Raw genomic sequence first — 23,812 nt, forward strand, 5'->3', positions numbered from 1 at the left:
CTACCTCACCAACCGGGGCTGGCGGGTGTCCAGCCGACCCCGCCGGGACTACTTCGCCGACTATGGGCGCGCCTTCCCCGACGACGACCCGGCAACCCCGCTGCGCAACATCGTCACCGTCAGCGCAGTACTGGCATAGGAGACCAACCCATGACATCCGAGACATCCGAGACATCCGAGACATCCGGCACGCCCGACACCTCCCGGCATGACGGCGACAGTTGGGACCTTGCCTCCAGCGTGGGAGCCACCGCCACCGCGGTGGCCGCGCGGCGTGCCCTGGCATCCAAGGGACCGAACCCCCTGATCGACGACCCGTTCGCCGAGCCGCTGGTGAATGCCGTCGGCGTCGACGCCTTCATCCGGATGATGAACGGCGAAATCGAACTCGACGACGACGATCCCGCGTTCACGCCGCAACGGCTCAGCGAAGGGATGGCGGTGCGCACCCGGTTCTTCGACTCCTTCTTCATCGGGGCCGCCGACGCCGGCGTGCGCCAGGCCGTCATCCTGGCCTCCGGGCTGGACACGCGCGCGTATCGGCTGCAATGGCCCGCCGGCGCCGTGGTCTACGAGATCGACCAGCCACGGGTGATCGAGTTCAAGACCACGACGATGGCCGGCCTTGGCGCAACCCCCACCGCGGACCGGCGGCCGGTGGCCATCGACCTTCGTGACGACTGGCCGGCGGCGTTGCGCGACAACGGATTTGACTCAAGCCAGCCGACGGCCTGGATCGCTGAGGGGCTGCTGGGCTATCTCCCGCCCGAAGCCCAGGACCGGTTATTCGACCACATCACCGCGCTGTCCGCCCGCGACAGCCGGTTCGCCACCGGCTATATCGCCGACATCCGCGAGCGCGTCGCCAACCGCGGTCGCGAAATCAGCGAGCGGTGGCGCCGCCTCGGCCTCAACCTCAATTGGGCCGAGTTGATCTACGCCGATCAACGCAACGACGTGGTGGAGTACCTTGCGGCCCAGGGTTGGCAAACGCGCGTGCGCAGCACACGAGAGCTGTACGCCCACAACGGTTTCGAGTTTCCCGAGGAGTCGTCGATGGCTGCCTTCGGCGACATCAGATACGTTTCCGCGGTACGCGCTTAAGCGCACTCTGTGGGCGGTGAGTCGCCGGGCACAGAGATAGGCGTTTACCAGGACGTTTGAGGGCGCCTAGGCGGGTCGGCGGCCGGGGTCCGCACGACCATCGGCACGGCCGGAAAGCTGTAGGCCATCTCCGAGCGCGACTTGCGCAGCGCGGCAGTGCCGTAACCCTTCCTGCGGTGTTCGGGGTGTATCCAGATCCGCACGTCGACCTCGCCGTTCACCAACTCACCGAACACCATGCCGACCTTTTCGCCCGAATCGACGGCGACAAACCAGGCCGCCTCTTCGTCGTCGAGGCGTTTGAGCGCCGCGCTGATCTCGTCGTCGAGGTCCCCGGACGGCCGGCCGGATCCGTCGCCCGCGGCACCCATTTCCTGGGTTCGGGTGGCGAAGATGTCACGATCCTCGTCTGCGACGAAGGCCCGTAGCACCAGGCTCTCTCCCGAGCTCGCCGGGCGATCCTGCAATGTGAAGGTCAGCTGCTTGTTCAGGTCCTCCAGTTCGGCGAGGATCTTCCTCCGCGAATCGATGGTGAGCCGGTCGAACGACATGCCCATCACCGCTTCGGCCGCCAGCTGCGACGTGTCGAGCAGCTTGCCAATCGCCTCGACCGCGGCCGCCTTGTTCTCGGACTCCACCACGACGTCAGCCACCTCGTGCCGGCGTTCGAGCGCCTTGTACAACGCATCCGCGATCTCACGGCGGGCGGCGGTCTGGTCGTGGTCAGCCATTGGCTAAGCGTAGAACGCACACCGTCGCTCGGCGACACTCGGTCAGGCCAGCCTCGACCCACTCAGATGCAGGAATCGGCGGTAGCGGTCCAGGGTCGGACGCACCCAGTCGGGCCGGGGTTCCACGACCTTCTCGGTCGACGCCCAGCGGGCGGCGTCGGCGATCGAGGATTCCAGGCCGACGGCCATGCGCCCCAGGAACGCGGCTCCCAGCGCGGCGCCCTCGGCCACCGCGGAGACCTCGACCGGCCGGTCGGTGGTGTCGGCGATCGCCTGCATCCAGGAGCGGTCGCGGGTGCCTCCCCCCGCCGCGACGATGCGGGCTACCGGCGCGGCACTCAACTCGATCAGGTGGCGGACCACGAACGCCGACGACTCGTAGGCGGCGCGCCGCAGCGAAGCGGCGTCGTGGGTGAGGTCCAAACCGTCCAGCGCGGCGCGGCGGTCGGGGTCGTGGAACGGCGTGCGTTCGCCACGGACGTAGGGCAACCACACTGGCACCCGCCCCGGATCGACCGCCCCGAGATCTCCAGCGGGACTACCCGGTCCCAGCAGTCGATCCACCCAGCCGAGAAACAACCCGCCCGCGTTGCTGGCCCCGCCGATCAGGCTCTTGCCCGCCTTGGTGTGCGGGATGGTCCACAGGCCGGGCACCTGCCGAACCTCGGGGATGGTGATCCACACGATCAGGGTGGTGCCGCACAGCACCAACACGTCGCCGTCCCGGTCTGCACCGGCCACGAACTGCTCACACAGGGCGTCGATGGCGCCGGTGGCCAGGACCGCACTGGTGCGCTCCACCTGTCCGGCCGCCACTCCGAACGACTCCACCCCAGGCATCTGGTCGACCGTCACGCCACAATCGGCACACGCCTGCGGGTTCCAGCCGGTCCCGTCGAACAACGGAAAGCTGGTGATCGCGGTGGCGGAATCAATCACCGCCGCACCAGCCAACGCGTAGTTGGCCACCGCCGGCGCCGGCCAGTAACCCGCCGCGTCCGGGGCGTGCGCGGCCGTCCAGCGCAGGAACTCGGCGGCCTCACCCACCGCGGGCAGCGGCACCTCCGCGGCGTTCGCGACTTGGCCGCGGCTGTCGCCGTACAACAGCCCGGGTGAGACGGGCCGGCCCGTCGCGTCGACGGCGGTCATCGACGGGACCATCGCCGAAACCGCGACCGCCTTGGCGTCGGTGCCGGCGAGTTGGTCCAGGGCCGCCGCCGGCGCGCGCCGCCACACCTCGTCGGCGTCGTGCTCGAGATGGTCGGGAGTGGGGACCCGAAGTTGGTGCGGTATCCGGACCCGCGCCGTCACGTTCCCGTCGCCGTCGGCGGCGACCGCTTTGATCGCGGTGCTACCGATATCGATCCCGATAGTGACGTCCTGGACGTCTTTGCGTGACACGGGCGCCACCGTACGCCAGCATTGGCAATCGTGACGTCCCGACCACGAGCCCTGGTGACCGCCCCTTTGCGGGGTCCGGGGTTCGCCAAACTCCGCCAGCTGGCCGAGGTGGTGTACGACCCCTGGATCGATGCGACCCCGCTGCGGATCTACAGCGCCGAGCACCTCGCCGAGCGCATCACCGCCGAGTCCGCCGACGTCGTCGTGGTGGAGTCCGACTCGGTCGGGGGCCCCGTTTTCCAGCTGGATCTGCGTGCGATCGCCTCGACCCGTGGGGATCCCAACAACGTCGACATCGACGGTGCCACCGCAGCCGGCATTCCGGTGCTCAACACCCCGGCCCGCAACGCCGACGCCGTCGCCGAGATGGCCGTCGCCCTGCTGTTCGCGGCCACCCGCCACCTGCTGACCGCCGACGCGGATGTGCGTTCCGGCAACATGTTTCGCGACGGCATCATCCCTTACCAGCGGTTCCGCGGCTGGGAGATGGCGGGCTTGACCGCTGGCTTGGTGGGGCTGGGCGCCGTCGGCCGCGCGCTGCGCTGGCGGCTGACCGGGTTGGGCCTGCGGGTCATCGCCTTTGATCCGTACCACGACGAAGCACTGCACAGTCTCGACGAGCTGCTGGCCGAGGCCGACGTCGTCTCGGTGCATGCGCCGGTTACCGACGAGACCGTCGGCATGATCGGCACACGGCAGTTCGCGGCCATGCGCGACGGCGTCGTCTTCCTCAACACCGCGCGGGCCCAACTGCACGACACCGACGCGCTCGTCGACGCGCTGAACTGTGGCAAGGTCGCCGCCGCCGGTCTGGACCACTTCGCCGGCGAATGGCTGCCCGTCGATCACCCGCTGGTGCGCATGCCCAACGTCGTGCTGACCCCGCACATCGGCGGGGCGACGTGGAACACCGAAGCCCGGCAGGCGCAGATGGTCGCCGACGATCTCGAGGCGCTGCTCTCCGGCCGGGTGCCCGCGAATATCGTCAACCCGGAGGTGCTGGGCTAATGAAGTTTGTTGACGAACCGGAGGCCGCGGTACTGGCGGCTGCCAAGGACATGTTGCGCCGCGGCCTGGTGGAAGGAACGGCGGGCAACATCTCGGCAAGGCGCGCCGACGGCAACGTCGTCATCACGCCGTCATCGGTCGATTACGCCGACATGGTGCTTGAGGACCTGGTGCTTGTCGATGCGGAAGGTGTTGTGCTGCAAGCCAAAGAGGGCCGGATGCCGTCGACGGAGATGAAGTTGCACCTCGCGTGCTATCAGGCGTTCGACGACATCGGCGCCGTCATCCATAGCCATCCGGTGTGGGCGACCATGTTCGCCATCGCGCACCAGTCGATTCCGGCGTGCATCGACGAATTCGCCGTCTACTGCGGAGGGGATGTGCGCTGTGCCGAGTACGCCGCCTCCGGCACTCCGGACGTCGGCATCAATGCGGTCAAGGCCCTGGAAGGTCGCGGCGCCGCGTTGGTCGCCAATCACGGTTTGGTGGCGGTGGGACCGCGACCCGACAAGGTGCTGCATATCACCGCACTGGTCGAGCGCACCGCGCAAATTGTCTGGGGGGCAAGGGCTCTCGGCGGGCCGGTGCCGATTCCCGAAGAAGTGAATCGCAACTTCGCCGGTGTCTACAGCTATCTGCGCGCCAATCCGATGTGACCTCGACCTCCTTGCGCCGACTGTGAACTACGCGACGCAACACGCCGTGGAAGCGTCGTGTAGTTCACACTCGCGGCCTTACTTGAGGAGGGCAGTATGCGACGGTACCAAGTAGTTCAGTGGTCCACCGGCAACATCGGTAGGCGAGCGCTCGGCATTCTGCTCGACCGCGACGACTTCGACGTCGTGGGCGTGCACGCCTATGGCTCGGACAAGGTGGGGTCCGATGCGGGCGTGCTAGCGGGCCGAAACCCGGTCGGAGTTGCCGCGACGGGCGATGTCGATGCGCTGATCCATCTTCGACCGGACTGCGTGAACTACATGCCTCGCGTCATCGACTACGAATTGGTGGGCAGGTTGCTGCGCAGCGGCATCAACGTCGTCACGACCGGGGACTTCCTGACCGGCAGCCATCACCCGGTCGAGCGCGCGAAGCTGCACGAGGCCGCCCGAGCGGGCGGGGCGACCTTCCTGGGAACCGGGTTCGAGCCGGGCTTCATCAACGTCGTCGCCGGCTTCTTGACCGGCGCGTGCCGACAGGTGCGCAACGTTAAACTCGTCGAAACATTGGACTGCACAACCTATCCCGTGCGAGATGCGTGGACGGTGCTTGGGTTCGGCAAGCCGCCGCGTGAACGGGTGACGGTGATTGACCCGGCGACCCAACGCTTCGGCCTCGGCTACTTCGAGACGCTCGACATGATTGCCGAAATGCTGAGCGTCGAGCTCGACTCTACGGACGCCTTTGTCGAGCACGCGGTGCTGACCCGGGATCTGAGCCTGGGCTGGGCGGACTTCGCCGCGGGGACCGTCGGGGGCCAGCGCCGGTCCTATCGGGGTCACCGCAACGGACATCCGCTGATCGAGCTGGCGATCTGCTGGACGATGAGCGATGACGCGCTGGACCCGCAATGGGACGACCCGGAAGGTTTCAACATCACCATCGACGGCGAACCGCGGGTGGACGCGCTGATCCGGTTCGGCGAACCGGGGCAGGACGTCATGACCGTGTTGATGGACAGCACCGCCGTCGCCGCGGTCAACGCTATCCCGTTTGTCTGCGACGCGGGGCCGGGCGTCATCACCCCGACTGATCTGCCCGTCGTCGGATCCCGAGGCGCTGTGGGTTAGCCACGCCGACTGTGAATTTCATGACGCGACACGCCGTGGACGCGTCGTGGGATTCACACTCAGCGGCCGGAGACCCACCCCGCGGCCTGCATTGCGGCGAGGACACGGGCGATGAACGTGCCCTGTCGGAATCGCAGGAGTTCGGCACACACCCTGATGATCGTCCACCCCAGAACGAGTAATGCGTTGTGCCGGTCGATATCCCGCCCACGCTGCGCGGGGTCCGTCCAGTGTTGCGGTCCGTCGTACTCGATGCCGACGCGCAATTCCTCGTAACCCATATCGACGCGGGCAACGAAGTCGCCGTACTCGTCGAACACTTCGATCTGGGTTTGCGGTTTCGGCAGGCCCGCGTCGATCAACACCAATCGGGTTCGCGTCTCCTGCGGGGATTCCGCACCACCGTCGACAAGCGGCAAGATCCGTTGCAGCCGAAGCAGGCCGCGCACGCCCGGATGGTCGGCGATGATCGCCTCGACATCGGCGAGCTTGACATCGGTCGCGTTCGTCAGGGCATCGAGCCGCTGAACCGCCTGCAGTCGTGTGGTTGTTCGTCTGCCGATATCGAAAGCGGTGCGAGCTGGGGTCGTTACCGCGATCCCGTCGATTGCGAGGATCTCGTGTGGCCCCAATTCGTCGGTATGTACGACGATTCCCGACGGCGGCCGTCGATTGTCGTGCGCCAACTCGGCGTCGAGGGAGGGACTTACCCACTTCGCGCCAAGGAGGGCCGCCGCGGAATTGCCGGCGACAACCGCGCGCCGCCGCGACCACAGCCATGCCGCATGTGCGCGCTGCCTCGCCGTCAGCTCGATGCCCCCCGGTGCGTAAACGCCCGGGTAGACCGGCTCGTAGCTGGCACGCATCGCCCGCTCAGGAAGGGCCCTCGCTGCCAGCGCTTCTGAGCCCAGGAAGGGCCAAAGGTGTTCGTTCATGGGCGAATGCTGGCACCACCCACCGACAGTCTCGCCGACTGTGAATTCAGCGACGCGACACGCCGATGACGCGTCGTGGGATTCACACTCGGCGGGGGGCGGGCGCTGGGGCCGGCGGGGGGCGGGCACTCGGCGGGGGGCAGGCGCTGGGGCCGGCGGGGGGCGCTGGGCGGGGGGCCGGCGCTGGGGCTCGGCGGGGGGGCTGGCTAGCGCTGGTCGATGGCCACCTTCACAGCGCCACTCTCGCCCTGATCGGCGATCGCGAGGAAGGCATCGCGCCACTCGTCCAGCCGAAACGTGTGAGTGAGCATGGGTCGCAAGTCAATCCGGCCGTCGCTGGCCAGGTCGAGGTAATGGGCGATGGCGTGCTTGCGTTGACCGTCGACCTCCTCGACGCCGAAGGCGTTGGACCCGACCCAGCTGATCTCCTTGAAGTACAGCGGACTCCACTCCCACCGCCCGGGCGCGTGCACGCCGGCCTTCACCAGGGTGCCGCGCGAGGTCAGCACCCGCACCCCGACCTCGAACGTCTCCGGCTTGCCGATGGTGTCGTAGACGACGTCGACCGCGCCAGGGTGCGCCATCGGCAGGCCCTGCAACGGCTGATACAACCGGCCACCGCCCCAGGCGACTAGCTCTTCGACGACGGCCAACCGCGGCTCGTGCGCCAGCACCTTGGCCGCACCGAACCGGCGGGCTAGCTCGGCCTGAACGCCGAAGCGAGCCACGACCGCTACCGCGACGTCCGCGTAGAGCGCCCGCAGGATCGCGACGGCGCACAACCCGAGCGATCCGGCACCGTAAACCAGCGCCCGGCCCGACGCGGGCGGCGGGTGCCGGGTGATGGCATGCAGGGACACCGAGAACGGGTCTGCGAACACCGCGAGCTCGTCGGGCACCGCATCCGGAACCGGAAACAGCATGCTGTCGTGCGCGGGCATCAGTTCGGCGTAGCCGCCGGTCACGTCGGCCGACACCCCGGTGTGGATGCCGGGCTTGATGTCGCCGTCGGTGAAGCTCCAGCACAGGCTGTAGTCGCCGCCGGCGCAGGCCGGGCACGGCGGCTCGATGCCGCGCGGCCCGCAGGACAGCCACGGGTTGAGCACGACGCGCTGGCCCACCTCCAGGCCGCGGGCGGCCGGCCCGACCTCCACCACGTCGGCGACCACCTCGTGGCCCATGACTTGGGGGAACGAGCAGAAGGCGGCCATCGCATTGTCGACGTCGTGTTCGCCGAAGTCCATCAGGATCTGCTTGGAATCCGACCCGCAGATGCCGGTCAGCCGGGGCCGGGTGATCACCCAATCCTGGTGCGGCAGTAGCGGATCAGGCACCTGCCTCAATGCCGTCGGCGTCCGGGACAGGTTGTGCACCAAGGGGTTCGCGGTGCTCGGGACGTCGAAGGGCTCGGGTGCGACGCCGAAAACCAGCGCCTTCATCGGGGCGCCATTCCGGCCGCACCGACGATGAACGCATCGAGGTCGGCGTTCTTGGCGTCGACGACAGGTCTCATGTCCGGCAGGTAGTGCTCGAATCGGTCGCTGCCCAGCGCGCCGATGATGCCGTCGGCCACCTCGTCGGCGGCGACCTTGGGCCCCTGGTAGAGGGGCTCCTCGCTGCCCGGCTGGTCCCAGATCTCGGTGTCGACCGGACCCGGCTCGATCAGCTTCACCGAAACCCCGGTGCCATGTAGGTCGACGGCCATTGCCTCGCTCCACCCACATAGCGCGAACTTGCTTGCACAGTAAGCGCTTTCGTGGATGATGCCGAGCCGGCCGCCGACACTGGACACGTTGACGATCAGGCCCGAGCCGCGCTCCAGCATGCGCGGCAACAGCGCCAGGGTCAGCCGCATCGGGGCGAAGAAGTTGACCCGCATGACGTCCTCGACCTCGCCCGGATCCAGTTCCGTTACGACGCGGCGCTTCGGCATCGCGGCGTTGTTGACCAGCACGTCGACGCCGCCGAGAGCATCCCAGGCCTGCCCGGCCAGCCGCGCGACCGCCGCGGTATCGGCCAGGTCGGCGACCAACATCGCCGAGCCCGGCGAAGTCCGCCGACAGTCGGCCAGCACCTCTTCCAACCGGTCGCGCCGACGGGCGATGAGCCCGACCACCGCCGCCTGCGCGGCCAACCGCCTGGACAGTGCGGCCCCGATCCCCGACGAGGCACCCGTCACGAGCACCCGCTTACCGGCCACCGCGTACTCCATGGCTCCAGACTGCCGCTCGCGCGCCCTCGCGGGAACCTTTTGCCTACGGAGCTTGTTACGTTGGCCAAGCATTAACTCCGCAATCTTGCTTTGGGGGCTAGAGATGACTTCGACCGGCTCGGCCAGGCACGAGGGCGACACCTGGGACCTGGCATCCAGCGTCGGCTTGACCGCGACCATGGTCGCCGCGTCCCGCGCGATCGCGACCCGCGCCGAAAACCCGCTGATCAATGACCCGTTCGCCGAGCCGCTGGTGCGCGCGGTCGGCGTAGATCTGCTCACCCGGCTGGCCAGCGGGGAGTTCGACCCGGCCGAGTTGGCCGATATCAACAACCCGGATCGTGCCATCCGCGCCATGACCCGGATGGCCGACAACATGGCGGTCCGCACCAAGTTCTTCGACGAGTTCTTCATCGAAGCGACGACCAAGGCGGGCGTCGAACAGGCCGTGATCCTGGCGTCGGGACTGGATTCCCGCGCTTACCGACTAGCGTGGCCCGCGGGCACCGTGGTCTACGAGATCGACCAGCCGCAGGTCATCGAGTTCAAATCCCGCACGCTCGCCGACCTGGGCGCGCAACCCACCGCCGAACGGCGGACCGTGGCGATCGACCTGCGCGAGGACTGGCCCGCCGCGCTGCGCGCGGCGGGATTCGACCCGACCCGGCCGACCGCGTGGACCGCCGAGGGCCTGCTCGGCTACCTGCCCCCGGAGGCGCAGGACCGCCTGCTGGACACCATCACCTCGCTCAGCGCGCCGGGCAGCCGCATCGCCACCGAGAGCGTGAGCAGAATCGATCCCGACCACGAGGAGAAGATGCGGGAACGCATGCGCGTCATCTCCGAGCGCTGGCGCGAGCACGGCTTCGATCTCGACATGACCTCGCTGGTCTACTTCGGCGACCGCAACGAGGCCGCGCCCTACCTCACCGGTCACGGCTGGCAGGTGACGAAGAACAATGTGCGAGACCTGTTCGCGGCCAACGGGCTTCCGCCCATCGAGGACGAAGACATGCCCAGGGCTGACCTGTTCTATGTCAGCGGCACGCTTGCCGAGGACTAGGAGCCACCAAAGATGACGATCGAGTCCGCACGCACCGACGGTGACAGCTGGGGACCGGCGTCCGGCGTGGGTGCGACCGCAACCATGGTCGCGGCCGGACGGGCGATGGCGACCAAGTACCCGCGCGGCTTGATCAACGATCCCTTCGCCGAACCGCTGGTGCGCGCGGTGGGGCTGGACCTCTTTACCAAGATGATCGACGGCGAACTCGACACGTCGGCGGCCGAGAACTTCTCGCCTGAGCGAGAGCGGGCAATGATCGACGGAATGGCCGTGCGCACCAAGTACTTTGACGATTACTTCGGCGAAGCCGCCGACGGCGGGGTCAGGCAGGTGGTGATCCTCGCGGCGGGATTGGACGCACGCGCCTACCGCCTGCCCTGGCCCGCCGGGACGACCCTGTATGAGATCGACCAACCTCAGGTGATCGATTTCAAGACGACGACGTTGGCCGGTATCGGCGCCGCACCGACCGCGACCCGGCGCACCGTGCCGATCGATCTGCGCGCCGACTGGCCGACCGCGCTGCGGGCGGCGGGGCTGGACCCGCATGAGCCGACGGCGTGGCTGGCCGAAGGTCTGCTGATCTATTTGTCGCCGGAGGCCCAGGACCGGCTGTTCGACAACATCACCGCGCTCAGCGTCGAAGGGAGCACGGTCGCCACCGAATTCGTCCCGGGCATCATCGATTTCGACGCCGACCGGATCCGCGCGATGACCGGCCCGTTGCGAGAACACGGCGTGGACATCGACATGGCGTCGTTGGTCTACACCGGCCAGCGCAACCACGTTCTGGACTACCTGACCGCCAAGGGCTGGCAGGTCGAAGGAGTGCCCCGAACAGAATTGTTCCGGCGCAACGGCCTCGACGTGCCAGCCCCGGAAGACGACGATCCGCTGGGCGAGATCATCTTCATCAGGGGCAGTCTGATCGGTTAGAAGCGCGACTCCCCGAGCCACAGCACGCGGGCACCGCTCAGCGTCTGCTCGACTTGGCCGATGACGCCGGCCACCGAGCGGCCCAGCAGGGCAGCCACCGCCTCCGGCAGCGACGCCGCCGCCGGTTGCGACGAAGCCCGCGGGCGCAGCAGATCCAGCAGCGAGCCGCCCGGATAGCTGACGAGGCGAACCTCGGTGTCCTCGTCCAGCCCCGCCAACACCTTGGCCCGGCGCACCGCGGTCCGCAAACCGCCGAGCTCGTCGACCAGGCCGCGTTCCAAGGCGTCGGCTCCCGTCCAAACCCGGCCTCGCGCAACGACATCCACCGCTTCGATGCTCAGGTTACGGCCGTCGGCGACGCGTTCGACAAAGTCGGTGTAGAACAGGTCCGCCTCGGCTTCCTGATGCGCCCGCTGTTCCGGCGTGAACGGCTCGTCGATCGACCACGCGTCCGCGTTGGCGTTGGTGCGCACGGTATCCGACACCACCCCCAGCCGGTCCTTGAGATCCCGAACCACGAGCTTGCCGGTGATCACGCCGATCGAACCGGTGATCGTGCCCGGGTTGGCGACGATCGCGTCGGCACCCATCGAGACGTAGTAGCCGCCCGACGCCGCCACCGCACCCATCGAGGCGACCACCGGCTTGCCGCGTTTGCGGACCCGTTGCACCTCGCGCCAGATGGTTTCCGACGCGGTGACCGAGCCCCCGGGGCTGTCCACCCGCAACACGATTGCGGACACCGAATCGTCGGCGGACACCTCGCGCAGCGCCGCCGCGATGGTGTCGCCGCCGGAGGTTGATCCGCCGACCGGAAGAAACTGCGGTCCGCCGCGTCCGTTGACGATCGCGCCTTCGACGGTGACGACGGCGATGGTCGGCTTGCCCCGGCGACCGGGAATCGACGGCACCGGCGGTGCCAGCCTGGACCGTGCGGCCCCGGCGTAGCGCGTCAGGTAGAGCCGCGGCGGAGTATCTTCGTCGTCGTCGCTGTCTTCGGGTGAAATGCCCTCCACGCCAACCAGTTCCGCTATCCGTGCGTAGGCCTCGTCGCGGAACCCGATCCGATCGACCAGCCCGGATTGGACGGCGTCATCGCGCAGCAGCGGAGCCCTGTTGGCCAGCGCGTCGAGACCGCCCGCATCGACGTTGCGCGCTTCGGCGACCGCCTGCCACACCTGGTCTTGGACGCTTTCCAGCATGCGGGTGACGGCCTCGCGATGAGCGGCGGTGAAGCCGTACTCGGTGAACAGGTTTGCCGCCGACTTGTATTCGCCGCGCGCCACGAACTCGGCTTCGATCCCCGCCTTGTCCAGCGCATCGCGCAGGAAGGTCGCATTGCTGGCGAAACCGATCAGCCCGACGGTGCCCGAGGGCTGCATCCAGATCTCGCCGAACGCCGACGCCAGGTAATACGACAGCGTGCCCGGGTAGGTCTCGGCCCAGGCCAGCGACGGCTTGACGGCGGTGAATGCCGCGACCGCCGCGCGCAGTTCCTGGACCGCGCCTATCGGCGAGGCCGCAAGCTGCACGCGGGCGATCAGCCCGGCGACACGCGGGTCCTCGGCCGCGCGGTGGATCGCGGCGACTGCGTCGCGCAGCGCCAGCTGCCGCCCGCCCCCCGTGACGATCGTGAGGGGGTCGAAGCCCGTCGTTTCCGGCGGCACCGCGCGCAGGTTGAGTTCGAGCACGCAGCCGTTGGGGACGCCATGGTGCCGGGCCGTGTCGAGGCGGCCGGCCAGGGCACGCACGTCGTCAACCCCGGGTATCGAGGGCAGTAAGGCAAACATTTGTCCAGCCTACCGAGCGGCCAACGTACGGTGGTGACGTGAGGTTCTCGATCGCTATCCCACAATTCGACTCGGATGGCTTCGACGCAGCTGGGCTGCGCACCTATCTGGCCCGCGCCGAGGAACTTGGCTTCGAGGGCGGCTGGGTCCTCGAGCAGATCGTGGGCGAGGCTCCGCTGCTGGCCCCGCTGGAGCTGCTGGCGTATTGCGCGGCCTGTACCGAGCGGCTGCGCCTCGGAGTCGCCGTGCTGGTGACGTCCCTGCACGATCCGCTGCAGTTGGCATCGGCCCTGACCGCCGTCGACCGGGTCAGCCACGGGCGGCTGGACATCGGCGTGGCACCCGGCGGTGGCTTCCGCCAGTTCGCGGCCTTCGGTGTGGAAAAGTCTACGTACATAAGCTATTTCACCGAGGGCCTACAGCTGATGAAGGCGGCCTGGTCCGACGAGGCGCGGGTGAGGTTTCACGGCCGGTTCCGCGACGTGAACGACCTGCCCATCCAACCGAAACCGGTGCAGCGGCCGCACCCGCCCATTTGGTTCGGAGGCCACGTGCCCAAGGCGCTGGCCAGGGCGGTGCGCCACGGCGATGCGTTTCTGGGCGCCGGCTCATCGACGACCGCCGCGTTTGCCGAAGCGGTCCCGGTGCTGCGCCGAGAACTCGACGAACAGGGCAAGGACCCCGCCGGCTTCACCATCGGCAAGCGGGTGTACCTGATGGTCGACGACGACGCCGCGCGCGCCCGCCAACGTGTGCTCGCCGGGTTGCGCGCCATCTACGGCGCCATGCCAGGCGTCGACGCGGTTCCGGTGTCGGGCACGGCCGACGATGTGGTCCGCGGGCTGGCCGAGGTGATCGATGCGGGCGCACAGATGCTGCTGCTCAATCCCGTCGGCCCCGACGTCGCGCAGAATCGCGAGCAGATGGAACGCCTTGCCGCCGAGGTCATTCCGCGACTCGGTTAGGCTCGGTGAGGTGGCGCGAGCAGACGTAAAAGCCCCCGCACGCTCGGCGTGTCGGGGGCTTTTACGTCTGCTCGGGGCTACAGCTCGGTGACCGAGCCGCCGGCGGCGGTGATCTTCTCGCGTGCGCTGCCGCTGAACTTGTGTGCCGACACGTCGACCTTGACGGTCAGCTTGCCGTCGCCGAGCACCTTGACCAACGAGTTCTTGCGGACCGCGCCCCTGGCCACCAGTTCATCCACGCCGACGGTGCCGCCCTCGGGGAACAGCCCGTTGATGTCGCCGACGTTGACGATCTCGTACTCGGTGCGGAAGCGGTTCCGGAATCCCTTGAGCTTTGGCAGCCGCATGTGGATCGGCATCTGCCCACCCTCGAAGGTCGCCGGCACGTTCTTGCGGGCCTTGGTGCCCTTGGTACCGCGGCCCGCGGTCTTGCCCTTGGAGCCATCGCCCCGGCCAACGCGGGTGCGTGGGGTTTTCGACCCCGGTGCGGGCCGCAGGTCGTGCAGCTTGATGGTCATTTCGTTTTACCTCCGGACTCGGCCGGTTCCACCTCGACGAGGTGGCTCACCACGGCGATCAGCCCGCGGGTCTGCGGGTTGTCCGCGCGGATCACCGAATGACGAATCTTCCGCAGGCCCAGCGTGCGCAGGGTCTCGCGCTGCTTCCAGCGCGCCCCGATGGTGCTGCGCACCTGGGTGATCCTCAGCTCTGCCATGGCTACGCCGTTCCCTCACGCGGTGCTGAATTGGAGGCGGCCAACGCCTCACTTTCCCGGCGGGCCTTCAGCATCCCGGCGGGGGCGACGTCCTCGATCGGCAGGCCGCGGCGCGCCGCAACCTCCTCGGGACGCTGCAGCATCTTGAGCGCCGCCACCGTGGCGTGCACGACGTTGATGGCGTTGTCACTGCCCAGCGATTTCGCCAGAATGTCATGCACCCCAGCGCATTCCAACACCGCGCGGGCGGCACCGCCGGCGATCACACCGGTTCCCGGGCTGGCGGGACGCAGCAGCACCACGCCCGCGGCCGCCTCGCCCTGCACCGGGTGCGTAATGGTGCTCCCGATCAGCGGCACCCGGAAGAAACCCTTGCGGGCCTCTTCGACGCCCTTGGCGATCGCGGCCGGGACTTCCTTGGCCTTGCCGTAGCCGACACCGACCATGCCGTTGCCGTCGCCGACGATGACCAGGGCGGTGAAGCTGAACCGTCGGCCACCCTTGACCACTTTGGAGACGCGATTGATGGCGACGACGCGCTCCAGGTAGTTGCTCTTGTCACCGTCGCGGTCGCGGCCACCCCGGCCGCCGTCGCGCCGGCCCCGGCCCTCCCGGTCACCGCGCGTGTCACGGCCGTCTCCGGCACCAGCCGGTTGCTCCGCCATTATGCGGTCCTCTCGTTCATCAGAAACTCAATCCGTTCTCGCGGGCGGCATCGGCCAGCGCCGCGATCCGTCCGCCATAGGTGTATCCGCCGCGGTCGAACACCACGGTGTCGATGCCGGCGGCCTTGGCCCGCTCGGCGATCAGCTGCCCGACCCGCACGCTGCGCGTCTTCTTGTCGCCCTCGAGACCACGTACGTCGGCCTCGATCGAGGACGCCGCGGCCACCGTGGTGCCGTTTTCGTCGTTCACCAGCTGCACGTGAATGTGCCGTGCGGACCGGTGCACCACCAGTCGCGGACGCTGCGGGGTGCCCGCGATCTTTTTGCGCAGCCGTGCGTGCCTGCGCAGGCGGGCGACCCGTCGACTCGCAGATACGCTCTGTCCCACCGGCTTTCGCGTTTCCGTCTGTGATTGCGCCATGACTACTTACCTGTCTTTCCGACCTTGCGGCGGATCTGCTCGCCCTCGTAGCGCACGCCCTTACCCTTGTACGGGTCGGGGCGGCGCAGACGGCGGATGTTCGCCGAGATCTGGCCGACTTTCTGCTTGTCGATCCCGGAGACGGTGAACTTCGTCGGTGCCTGGACCGCGAACGTGATGCCTTCCGGTGCTTCGATCACCACGGGGTGGCTGTAGCCGAGCGCGAACTCCAGGTTGGAACCCTTGAGCTGCACGCGGTAACCGACCCCGAAGATCTCCATCTTGGTGGTGTAACCCTCGGTCACCCCGGTCACCAGGTTGGCCACCAGGGTGCGGGACAGGCCGTGCAGCGAGCGGTTGTGCCGCTCGTCATCGGGCCGGGTGACCACGATAGCGCCGTCCTCGTTGCGCGCCACCGTGATCGGCTCGGCGACCGTCAGCTCCAGGGTTCCCTTGGGGCCCTTCACCGAGACGTTCTGGCCGTCGATCGTGACGTCGACGCCCGCGGGCACCGAAACCGGCTGCTTACCAATGCGCGACATATCTATCCCCTCACCACACGTATGCGAGGACTTCGCCGCCCACGCCCTGTCTGGCTGCCTGCCGGTCGGTCAACAGGCCCGAGGAGGTCGAGATGATCGCCACGCCCAGGCCGCCGAGTACCCGCGGCAGGTTGGTGGATTTGGCATACACCCGCAGACCGGGTTTGGAGATCCGCCGCAGACCGGCGATGCTGCGCTCCCGGCTGGGCCCGTACTTGAGCTGGACAACCAACGCCTTGCCGACCCGGGCGTCTTCGGTCCGGTAGTCGCTGATGTAACCCTCGCTCTTGAGGATCTTGGCGATATTGGCCTTGAGCTTCGAGTGCGGCAAACTCACCTCGTCGTGGTACGCCGAATTGGCGTTGCGCAGACGTGTCAAGAAGTCTGCGATCGGGTCCGTCATGGTCATATGCGCCCGCTCCTTCTCATCGCTTGCGCGCTGCATCGTCGCTGGGCGGTCATCGAGCGCCACTCCTCTTCGTCGCTGCGCTCTGCATCGTCGATAACGCGGTCATGACAGTGTCTGTCACCTTCCTCGCGGTGGTTCCCGGTCCGGGCCTGTCGCGCTGTTGTCCTGTGTCTTTACCAGCTGCTCTTCTGCACGCCGGGCAACTCGCCCGCGTGCGCCATCTCGCGCAGGCAGATCCTGCACAGCCCGAACTTGCGGAAGACCGCGCGCGGACGGCCGCATTTACTGCAGCGGGTGTAGCCGCGCACCGCGAACTTCGGCTTGCGCGCGGCCTTGTTGACCAGTGCCTTCTTCGCCATCTGCTCAGTTCTCCTTGAACGGAAAGCCGAGGGCCCGCAACAGCGCTCGTCCTTCGTCGTCGGTCGTCGCCGAGGTGACGACGTTGATGTCCATGCCGCGGACCCGGTCGATCTTGTCCACGTCGATCTCGTGGAACACCGACTGCTCGGCCAGCCCGAAGGTGTAGTTGCCGACACCGTCGAACTGCTTGGGCGACAGCCCGCGGAAGTCACGGATACGGGGCAGCGCGATCGACGTGAGGCGGTCGAGGAACTCCCACATCCGGTCGCCGCGCAGGGTCACCCGGACCCCGATCGGCATGCCCTCGCGCAGTTTGAACTGGGCAATCGACTTGCGCGCCTTGCGGATTTCGGGCCGTTGCCCGGTGATCAGCGCCAGGTCGGTGACGGCGCCGTTGATCAGTTTCGCGTCCCGGGCCGCTTCCCCGACGCCCATGTTGACGACAACCTTGGACACCGTCGGGATCTGCATGACGTTGCCGTAGCCGAACTGCTTGTGCAGCGAATCTCGAATCTCGTTGCGGTAGCGCTCTTTTAGGCGCGGCTCAACCTTTTGTGCAGTGGTCATCAGATGTCCTTGCCGTTGCGCTTGGAGACGCGGACCCGCTTGCCGGTCTCCTCGTCAACCCGGTAGCCGATGCGAGTGGGCTTGCCGTCGGAGTCGACCACCATCACGTTGGAGACGTGGATGGGGGCCTCCTGGGTGACGATGCCGCCCGAGCGTGCCCCGCGCTGGGTGGTCGAAACCGCGGTGTGCTTCTTGATCCGGTTGACGCCCTCGACCAACACCCGGTTGCGAGCCGGATAAGCCTGCAGCACTTTGCCTTTGGCGCCCTTGTCCTTGCCGGCGATGACCAGCACGGTGTCCCCTTTGTGGACCTTCATTTACAACACCTCCGGGGCCAGCGAGATGATCTTCATGAATCGCTTCTCGCGCAGTTCGCGACCGACCGGCCCGAAGATACGGGTTCCGCGCGGGTCGTTGTCGGGCTTGATGATCACGGCCGCGTTCTCGTCGAACTTGATGTAGCTGCCGTCGGGACGCCTGCGCTCCTTGACGGTGCGCACCACGACCGCCTTGACGATTTCGCCACGCTTGACGTTGCCTCCGGGGATAGCCTCCTTGACGGTGGCAACGATGACGTCACCGATGCCGGCATAGCGTCGCGACGAACCGCCGAGCACCCGGATGCACAAGATCTCCCTGGCGCCGGTGTTGTCGGCGACCTTCAGCCGCGATTCCTGCTGAATCACTAGATCTCCTGACCTGAGTGGACGTGTGCACGGCAGGAGGCAAGCAGGGCCCACCGAAAAACCTGACGTGCGGTCTTGTAAAGCGGTAGTCACCGAAGGGCACGCGGGGCCGGTATGCACCAGCCGAGGTCTGCCCAAGGCAACCCCTGGAGTTTAGGGGAAGACCTGCTCAGCACCAAATTCACGCATTTGCCCACTACGCATTTGCCGCCCGCGTCAGGGCTCCAGTATCTCGACGCCGACCCGAACCACGTCTCCGGCGTTGCGAGTAATCAGCGGGACACCGAGGCTAAGGGCAGTCGCAGCGATCATGAGGTCGAGTGCACGGCCACGCGGGCTACGACCAATCTGCCGTAATCGCCCACATATCAGGCCGTAGTGGTGAGCCGTGTCGTCGGTGAACGCCAAACCGTGCCCATAGGTCGCCTGAATCAAGGTCAGCCGGTGCTGCCGTGCCAGTCGGACCTTGTCGCTGCTCGCGGACTGCACCCCGAAATGCAGCTCGGCGTAACTGACGGCGCTGATCTGGCAAACCAATCCGGACAAGTCCACATCGTCGGCGACCAACACACTTGTATCGAGGAGAACCCGCCTACTGCCAGGGGTCGGCAAGTGTCTCGTCCTCGCGGATCGCGGCTAATTCTGCTTCCCACCCCGCGTCCACAGGAGCTGTATAGATGCGTGAAGCGCGTTCGCCGTCAACCCATGCCGGTGTCTCGTAAGGCACAATTCGAGCTACCGGACGGCCGTTCACCGCCACCGTCACCTCGGCGCCTTTCTCGACAGCCCGTAAAACCGGGGCAGGATTCTGCCTCAGCTCGCGCATGCCGACCCTGTCCATGACCAGCAGCTTAGTCGTGATGTCGATCATGGTCTACATGAACGGAATGCGCCTCAATCCCCTTGCCGGACCCAGGCCACGATGTACAAGCTCATCGCCGTCACCAGCGCGATCAACACCCACTGCACGATCGCCTGGTCGATCCACGAGCCGGGCGGTGGCGCCCCGGGAAGGATGTTGCGGAGCGGGACGATGGCGAACAAGTTCGCGGCGTACCACGTGGCGAACGGCGGCAAGAACTTCCGCCTCCCCAACGCCATCGGAATGGCAACCAGCAGCGCCAGGGTGGGCAGGCTGATGAGCACCAGGCAGATGCCCAGGTCGAAGATCAACGGGCCCTTGGCCCTCTTGAGGGTGATGACCACATTCCCGTTGTCGACGGCGCGTGAGGTCGGCAGCGCGGCGGGGTCTTTGACGCGGTTGACGCTGACCTCCCAGCCGTCCAACGATCCGGTTACTTCGACCCGGGCCGGCACCTTTTTCACGTTGTCGCCCGACCCGACGAACGCGTCCGCCGAGATCGGCTCGGTGCTGTAGGAGTCGAACGGCCAGTTACCGGGGTCACCGTGCGCCTCGACGGTGGTGCTCAGTTGCGCCGGGGCCTTGCCTTTGGGGTAGTGCAGGTCGCCCAGATCGCTGGTCGGGTACAGGCGCACGGCGACGTCGGTGCCCAAAACATCGAAGCGATTGTCATACGCCGAAACACCGGGATACACAAGCACATTCACCCCGAGGCGGTTGGCGACCGGCTTCAACTCCTCGAGGCGAAGCTGCACGATGGTCGCATCGCCTCCGCCCTGGCTCAGATCCAGCGGAGGCAGCGGGCCCTCCGATTTCTCCAGCAAGTGAACACCGACCAGCGAGAGCACGTACGCGCTGGCGACCACGACCAGGACGATCACCCCGATCACGATGCGGGGTCTGTCCGACTTCGTCTGTGCCGGCCGCTTTTCCTGGCTAGGCGGACGGGCCTCAGCCTCGGCCGGCGGCGGGGTCGAGGGCGCCTCAGTGGTCACCGGTCGCCTCCCGACACGGGGCGGCGCAGTATCGCTCGTCGGGGCAACACGGGGTCAGATGCTAGCGAACGCGCGCCGAGCTCGCGCTCCGACCGATACGGGTTCATCCGTAGGCCACCCAGCGGTTACCCGCCGGTCGCCTCGGCGATCTCACCTGCTGCAGACGGCAGGTGCGGGTTTGCTCTGCGCCGGGTGCGCGACAACTCAGCCTGACGCCAGGTCCGCCACGCAGCGAAAGCCGATATGGGTGGTCGCGGTGTCCTGTGATTGCGGAGACCGGGCCGCGGGTCGGTAACGGTGGCAGTACTCCGGCGCACACAAGTGCGAGCCACCCTTCAACGTCTGGCTGACGGTCGGATCTGCAGGGCCCGATGGCGCGCAACAGGCCTTCGGCGGCTGATCGAGCTTGTGATGCGCGGAGAACTCGGTGGCGGTCCACTCCCAGACGTTGCCGATCATGTCGACCAGCCCGAAACCGTTGGGCGGGAACCACCCCACCGGGGACGTCCCGACCCAGCCGAGCGCGCCGTCGTTGCGGTGCGGGAACCTCCCTTGCCAGGTATTGGCCATCAATTGCCCACCGGGTCTTGCCTCGTCGCCCCACGGGTATGTCTCGGCGCTGCCACCGCGGGCCGCGTACTCCCACTCGGCCTCGGTGGGCAACCGCCTTCCCGCCCAGCGCGCATAGGCCGCCGCGTCGGGATAGGCGACCTGCACGACCGGGTGATCGGCCCGGTCCCCGCCGTCGGGGCCGCCGGGCCCGAACGGGCGGCGCCAATGCGCGCCCGGCACCCAGACCCACCACTGCCGCCAGTCACGCAGATCGACCGGGCCCGGGGTGGGCCGGAACACCATGGCCCCCGGGCTCAGGTCGTCGGCATTCACCCCGGGGTACAGCGCAGGGTCTATCGCCTGCTCGGCGACCGTCACATACCCTGTGGCGGCGACGAATTCAGCGAATTGCGCGTTGGTCACCGGGTGCCGCTCCACCCCGAACGGAGCCACCGTCACGGTATGGATCGGCGCCTCTTCGGGGTAGAAACTCGTCGAGCCCATCCGGAATGACCCGCCCGGAAGGTCGACTAGCCCGGTGAGCTCGGTGAGCATCACCCCAGGGTAGGGCGAAACGGCGGCCGAAACGCTCTACTCCGATTGTCGATACCACGTGAGCATGTAGAGCGCCATCGCGCCGACGAGGGCTATCAGCACCCAGATCACCAGCGCCTGGTCGATCCACGCCCCCGGCGGCGGTGAGCCGGGCAGGAAGTTTCGGATGGGGATGACGGCGAACAACATCGCCGCGAACCACGTCACGAACGGCGGGACGAACTTCCTTCTACCCAAAGCGATTTGAATGGCCACCGCGAATGCCAGGGTGGGCAGGGCGAACAGGACCAGGCAGATACCCAGGTCGAAGATCAGCGGACCCCTGGCCCGGTGCAACGTGATGATCACGCTGTCGGGACGATCCGAGTCCTGGCTGGCCTCGCCGACGCGCTTGACGCTGACGTCCCAGCCGTCCAGCGCCCCGGCTACCTCGACGCGGGCCGGGACGTATTGGCGTGCATCGCCCTGCCCGACGAGCACATCGGCCGACAGGGTGTCGGTTGAGTAGGAGTCGAACGGCCAGTTATTGGGATCGCCGTGCGCCTCGATCGTCGTGGCAACCATGGCCGGCGATTTTCCTGCCGGATAGACCAGGTCGCCCGCATCGTTGGGTGGATCCATGCGCACCGCGGTGTCTTGGATCAGCACATCGAGCCGCTTGTCGTACATCTTCTCCTCGGGAATCACCAGCACCTTCACCGAGAGTCGGTTCGCGACGGTTTTCAGCTCCTCGAGGCGAACCAGCACAACGGTGTCGTCGGTGGCGTTCTCGTTCGGCGGCTTGAGCGGCTCGGCCGATTTCGACAGCAAGTGAACGCCGAACAACGACAGCGAATAGACGGCGAGGAACGCCACGAGTATGCCGAACCCGATCAGGAGGCGCCGCCCTCGTCGATCGTGCGCGGGCGGAGGCGTCTCGGGCGGGGGTGCGGGTCGGGGGGTCTCCGGCGGCGCCGGGGGCGGGGGCGGGGGAGCCTGATGGGACATCTGTCGTTACCTCCGTGGGGGCCGGGGGACGCGCGAGACTCAGATGTTAGCGAACCAGCGCCCCCCGGCGCGGCGAACACGCGGAATTGGCCGCCGGCGGCCGCGCGCGCTGCCCGGCGGATCCCGTCAGGCCGTCGGGGACCACAGGAAATCCGATAACACCAGGCATTCATCCGGTGACCTCGACCAGTTCGTCTGATGTTTGCTTGCGCGCCGGTTTCACTAGTTGTAAATGTCATCATGTGTCGAAATCGGGGTGACCGGCCCATCGCGGGGATCCCACCGACAACCGAGCTCGCCGCCGACGCCGGGCACCGATGTGTCCGAGCGGGTCGGTACAGGTTTGTTCGCCAGCTCGGCCGCAGGTCAAACACATCGGGATCAGTCTCGCCGTCTGTTGTTCTCAAGGGGGCAATGAATGTGAAGCACACACGACCGAGTGCCGCCATGAGCATGCTGGCCGCGGCCGCGGTGGCACTCTCGGCATGCAGCAACGCCCACGCGACCCTGCCGTATGCCAGCGGGGCCAAGGTCGACTGCGGCGGCAAGCAGACTCTGACGGCCAGCGGCTCGACCGCGCAGTCCCACGCGATGACCCAGTTCATCGACGCCTATCACAAGGCCTGCGGGACCCAGACGCTAACCTACGACGCCAACGGTTCGGGAGCCGGAATCAGCGAATTCCTTTCCGGTAAAACCGATTTCGGGGGATCGGACACGCCACTTAGCGTGGAACAGTACGCCGCCGCCAAGCAGCGCTGCGGCGGTGCCGACGCCTGGAACCTGCCCGTGGTCTTCAGCCCCCTGGCCATCACCTACAACCTCAGCGCCGTCGACTCTCTGGTGCTCGACGCGCCCACAATTGCCAGGATTTTCAACGGCACCATCACCCGCTGGGACGACCCGGCCCTCACCGCGCTCAACGCATCCATGCCCGCCGAGGACATCCGGGTCATCTACCGCAGCGACGCCTCGGGCACCACCGATAACTTCCAGTCCTATCTGCAGGGCGCCTCCGGCGGAGTCTGGAAACAAGGCACCGGCAAAACGTTTAACGGCGGCGCCGGCACCGGGGCCGTGGGCAACAAGGGCACCTCGAGCCTGGTGAAATCGACCGAGGGCGCGATCAGCTATAACGAATTGTCCTTCGCGCTCGAGCAGGGCCTCTACGCCGCCGAGATCAAAACACCTGCAAGCCGTAGGTCGCTACGACCGGTGCGGATCGGTACCGACACGGTCGGCAAGACCATCAGCGGCGCCAAGATCATCGGCCGGGGCAACGACCTCGTGCTCGATCTTTCGGCGTTTTACAACCCCGCCCAACCCGACGTCTATCCGATCGTGTTGGCCACCTACGAGATCGTCTGCTCGAAATATCCCACCTCCGACCAGGCCCAGGCCGTCAAGGCCTTCCTGCAGGCCGCAATTGGCCCGGGCCAGGTCGACCTCAACAAACAGGGCTACATACCGCTGTCGACTGACTTCCAATCACGAGTCTCGAACGCCGTCGACGCCATGGGTGGTGCGCCATCCAAGGAGCCGACGAGCTGACCCCGGCCGG

The 23,812-nt window shown here is 67.3% G+C and carries 29 protein-coding genes; 8 read left to right on the plus strand and 21 right to left on the minus strand.

Going from position 1 to position 23,812, the window contains the following annotated elements:
- The first annotated feature begins 150 nt into the window (after positions 1 to 150).
- The gene (locus JO236_RS17695) at positions 151 to 1,104 is read left to right on the plus strand and encodes a class I SAM-dependent methyltransferase (protein ID WP_293333239.1); all 954 of its coding nucleotides are present in this window, start codon (positions 151 to 153) and stop codon (positions 1,102 to 1,104) included.
- A 44-nt stretch (positions 1,105 to 1,148) separates the two neighbouring features.
- Here the strand turns inward: JO236_RS17695 and JO236_RS17700 are convergent, their stop codons facing one another.
- Both JO236_RS17700 and JO236_RS17705 read right to left on the minus strand, forming a co-directional pair.
- Positions 1,149 to 1,835: a GNAT family N-acetyltransferase gene (locus tag JO236_RS17700; RefSeq protein ID WP_293333242.1), complete on the minus strand. Its 687-nt coding sequence runs from the start codon at positions 1,833 to 1,835 to the stop codon at positions 1,149 to 1,151.
- A 42-nt stretch (positions 1,836 to 1,877) separates the two neighbouring features.
- Complete coding sequence (locus JO236_RS17705) at positions 1,878 to 3,245, minus strand: xylulokinase (RefSeq protein ID WP_416362277.1); 1,368 nt, start codon at positions 3,243 to 3,245, stop codon at positions 1,878 to 1,880.
- A 21-nt stretch (positions 3,246 to 3,266) separates the two neighbouring features.
- Between JO236_RS17705 and JO236_RS17710 the strand changes: the two genes are divergently transcribed.
- From JO236_RS17710 to JO236_RS17720, 3 genes are all read left to right on the plus strand, one after another.
- Positions 3,267 to 4,244 carry an NAD(P)-dependent oxidoreductase gene (locus tag JO236_RS17710; protein ID WP_293333248.1) on the plus strand — a complete coding sequence of 326 codons (978 nt, stop codon included), beginning with the start codon at positions 3,267 to 3,269 and terminating at the stop codon, positions 4,242 to 4,244.
- Positions 4,244 to 4,900 (plus strand): L-fuculose-phosphate aldolase, encoded by a 657-nt coding sequence (locus JO236_RS17715; RefSeq protein WP_293333251.1) that lies wholly within the window; start codon positions 4,244 to 4,246, stop codon positions 4,898 to 4,900. The genes JO236_RS17710 and JO236_RS17715 overlap by 1 nt, the downstream gene beginning before the upstream one ends.
- Positions 4,901 to 4,996: 96 nt before the next feature.
- Positions 4,997 to 6,031, plus strand: coding sequence for a dihydrodipicolinate reductase (locus tag JO236_RS17720; protein WP_293333254.1), 1,035 nt, complete (start codon positions 4,997 to 4,999; stop codon positions 6,029 to 6,031).
- Between the two features lie 59 nt (positions 6,032 to 6,090).
- Here the strand turns inward: JO236_RS17720 and JO236_RS17725 are convergent, their stop codons facing one another.
- The 3 genes from JO236_RS17725 to JO236_RS17735 all read right to left on the minus strand — a co-directional run bounded on the left by JO236_RS17725 (position 6,091) and on the right by JO236_RS17735 (position 9,166).
- On the minus strand, positions 6,091 to 6,966 hold the full coding sequence (locus JO236_RS17725; protein ID WP_293333257.1) for an endonuclease domain-containing protein: 876 nt from the start codon (positions 6,964 to 6,966) through the stop codon (positions 6,091 to 6,093).
- Between the two features lie 206 nt (positions 6,967 to 7,172).
- On the minus strand, positions 7,173 to 8,405 hold the full coding sequence (locus JO236_RS17730; RefSeq protein ID WP_293333260.1) for a zinc-dependent alcohol dehydrogenase: 1,233 nt from the start codon (positions 8,403 to 8,405) through the stop codon (positions 7,173 to 7,175).
- Positions 8,402 to 9,166: an SDR family NAD(P)-dependent oxidoreductase gene (locus JO236_RS17735; RefSeq protein ID WP_323802173.1), complete on the minus strand. Its 765-nt coding sequence runs from the start codon at positions 9,164 to 9,166 to the stop codon at positions 8,402 to 8,404. Before JO236_RS17735 ends, JO236_RS17730 begins: the two co-directional genes overlap by 4 nt.
- 115 nt (positions 9,167 to 9,281) lie before the next feature.
- Here JO236_RS17735 and JO236_RS17740 point away from each other — a divergent pair, with 115 nt between their 5' ends.
- Positions 9,282 to 10,241: a class I SAM-dependent methyltransferase gene (locus JO236_RS17740; RefSeq protein WP_293333266.1), complete on the plus strand. Its 960-nt coding sequence runs from the start codon at positions 9,282 to 9,284 to the stop codon at positions 10,239 to 10,241.
- A gap of 12 nt (positions 10,242 to 10,253) precedes the next feature.
- Positions 10,254 to 11,180, plus strand: a complete 927-nt coding sequence (locus tag JO236_RS17745) for a class I SAM-dependent methyltransferase (protein WP_293333269.1) — start codon at positions 10,254 to 10,256, stop codon at positions 11,178 to 11,180.
- Here the strand turns inward: JO236_RS17745 and sppA are convergent.
- The gene (gene sppA / locus JO236_RS17750) at positions 11,177 to 12,970 is read right to left on the minus strand and encodes a signal peptide peptidase SppA (protein WP_293333272.1); all 1,794 of its coding nucleotides are present in this window, start codon (positions 12,968 to 12,970) and stop codon (positions 11,177 to 11,179) included. The genes JO236_RS17745 and sppA overlap by 4 nt on opposite strands.
- A 38-nt stretch (positions 12,971 to 13,008) precedes the next feature.
- Between sppA and JO236_RS17755 the strand changes: the two genes are divergently transcribed.
- The gene (locus JO236_RS17755; RefSeq protein ID WP_293333275.1) at positions 13,009 to 13,935 is read left to right on the plus strand and encodes an LLM class flavin-dependent oxidoreductase; all 927 of its coding nucleotides are present in this window, start codon (positions 13,009 to 13,011) and stop codon (positions 13,933 to 13,935) included.
- 77 nt (positions 13,936 to 14,012) lie between these two features.
- On the opposite strand, the gene rplO is transcribed toward JO236_RS17755, so the two are convergent.
- From rplO to JO236_RS17830, 15 genes are all read right to left on the minus strand, one after another.
- Positions 14,013 to 14,453, minus strand: a complete 441-nt coding sequence (gene rplO, locus JO236_RS17760) for a 50S ribosomal protein L15 (RefSeq protein WP_293333278.1) — start codon at positions 14,451 to 14,453, stop codon at positions 14,013 to 14,015.
- Positions 14,450 to 14,650 (minus strand): 50S ribosomal protein L30, encoded by a 201-nt coding sequence (gene rpmD / locus JO236_RS17765; protein ID WP_293333281.1) that lies wholly within the window; start codon positions 14,648 to 14,650, stop codon positions 14,450 to 14,452. Before rpmD ends, rplO begins: the two co-directional genes overlap by 4 nt.
- 2 nt (positions 14,651 to 14,652) lie before the next feature.
- Positions 14,653 to 15,315, minus strand: coding sequence for a 30S ribosomal protein S5 (gene rpsE, locus JO236_RS17770; RefSeq protein ID WP_293333284.1), 663 nt, complete (start codon positions 15,313 to 15,315; stop codon positions 14,653 to 14,655).
- Between the two features lie 19 nt (positions 15,316 to 15,334).
- Complete coding sequence (gene rplR / locus JO236_RS17775) at positions 15,335 to 15,703, minus strand: 50S ribosomal protein L18 (protein WP_293333391.1); 369 nt, start codon at positions 15,701 to 15,703, stop codon at positions 15,335 to 15,337.
- Positions 15,704 to 15,738: 35 nt separating this feature from the next.
- Positions 15,739 to 16,278, minus strand: a complete 540-nt coding sequence (gene rplF / locus JO236_RS17780) for a 50S ribosomal protein L6 (RefSeq protein WP_293333287.1) — start codon at positions 16,276 to 16,278, stop codon at positions 15,739 to 15,741.
- A 10-nt stretch (positions 16,279 to 16,288) separates the two neighbouring features.
- Complete coding sequence (rpsH, locus tag JO236_RS17785; protein ID WP_293333290.1) at positions 16,289 to 16,687, minus strand: 30S ribosomal protein S8; 399 nt, start codon at positions 16,685 to 16,687, stop codon at positions 16,289 to 16,291.
- A 173-nt stretch (positions 16,688 to 16,860) separates the two neighbouring features.
- Positions 16,861 to 17,046, minus strand: a complete 186-nt coding sequence (locus JO236_RS17790) for a type Z 30S ribosomal protein S14 (RefSeq protein WP_011739072.1) — start codon at positions 17,044 to 17,046, stop codon at positions 16,861 to 16,863.
- A gap of 4 nt (positions 17,047 to 17,050) precedes the next feature.
- A complete protein-coding gene (rplE, locus tag JO236_RS17795; protein ID WP_293333293.1) occupies positions 17,051 to 17,614 on the minus strand; it encodes a 50S ribosomal protein L5 in 564 nt (187 codons plus the stop codon).
- The gene (rplX, locus tag JO236_RS17800; RefSeq protein ID WP_293333296.1) at positions 17,614 to 17,931 is read right to left on the minus strand and encodes a 50S ribosomal protein L24; all 318 of its coding nucleotides are present in this window, start codon (positions 17,929 to 17,931) and stop codon (positions 17,614 to 17,616) included. The genes rplE and rplX overlap by 1 nt, the downstream gene beginning before the upstream one ends.
- Positions 17,932 to 18,300, minus strand: coding sequence for a 50S ribosomal protein L14 (rplN, locus tag JO236_RS17805; protein WP_066962997.1), 369 nt, complete (start codon positions 18,298 to 18,300; stop codon positions 17,932 to 17,934). It lies immediately after the preceding gene.
- 216 nt (positions 18,301 to 18,516) lie between these two features.
- Positions 18,517 to 18,912: a PIN domain-containing protein gene (locus JO236_RS17810; RefSeq protein ID WP_323802172.1), complete on the minus strand. Its 396-nt coding sequence runs from the start codon at positions 18,910 to 18,912 to the stop codon at positions 18,517 to 18,519.
- The gene (locus JO236_RS17815; protein ID WP_293333313.1) at positions 18,893 to 19,171 is read right to left on the minus strand and encodes a type II toxin-antitoxin system Phd/YefM family antitoxin; all 279 of its coding nucleotides are present in this window, start codon (positions 19,169 to 19,171) and stop codon (positions 18,893 to 18,895) included. The genes JO236_RS17810 and JO236_RS17815 overlap by 20 nt, the downstream gene beginning before the upstream one ends.
- A 23-nt stretch (positions 19,172 to 19,194) precedes the next feature.
- Complete coding sequence (locus tag JO236_RS17820; RefSeq protein ID WP_293333394.1) at positions 19,195 to 20,055, minus strand: DUF4436 domain-containing protein; 861 nt, start codon at positions 20,053 to 20,055, stop codon at positions 19,195 to 19,197.
- A gap of 306 nt (positions 20,056 to 20,361) precedes the next feature.
- On the minus strand, positions 20,362 to 21,264 hold the full coding sequence (locus tag JO236_RS17825) for a formylglycine-generating enzyme family protein (protein WP_293333316.1): 903 nt from the start codon (positions 21,262 to 21,264) through the stop codon (positions 20,362 to 20,364).
- Positions 21,265 to 21,300: 36 nt separating this feature from the next.
- Positions 21,301 to 22,251 carry a DUF4436 domain-containing protein gene (locus JO236_RS17830; RefSeq protein WP_293333319.1) on the minus strand — a complete coding sequence of 317 codons (951 nt, stop codon included), beginning with the start codon at positions 22,249 to 22,251 and terminating at the stop codon, positions 21,301 to 21,303.
- Between the two features lie 420 nt (positions 22,252 to 22,671).
- Between JO236_RS17830 and pstS the strand changes: the two genes are divergently transcribed.
- The gene (pstS, locus tag JO236_RS17835; protein ID WP_416362278.1) at positions 22,672 to 23,802 is read left to right on the plus strand and encodes a phosphate ABC transporter substrate-binding protein PstS; all 1,131 of its coding nucleotides are present in this window, start codon (positions 22,672 to 22,674) and stop codon (positions 23,800 to 23,802) included.
- Positions 23,803 to 23,812 lie beyond the last annotated feature (10 nt).

Origin of the sequence: Mycobacterium sp. (assembly GCF_019247635.1) — a bacterium.
GTDB lineage: Bacteria > Actinomycetota > Actinomycetes > Mycobacteriales > Mycobacteriaceae > Mycobacterium.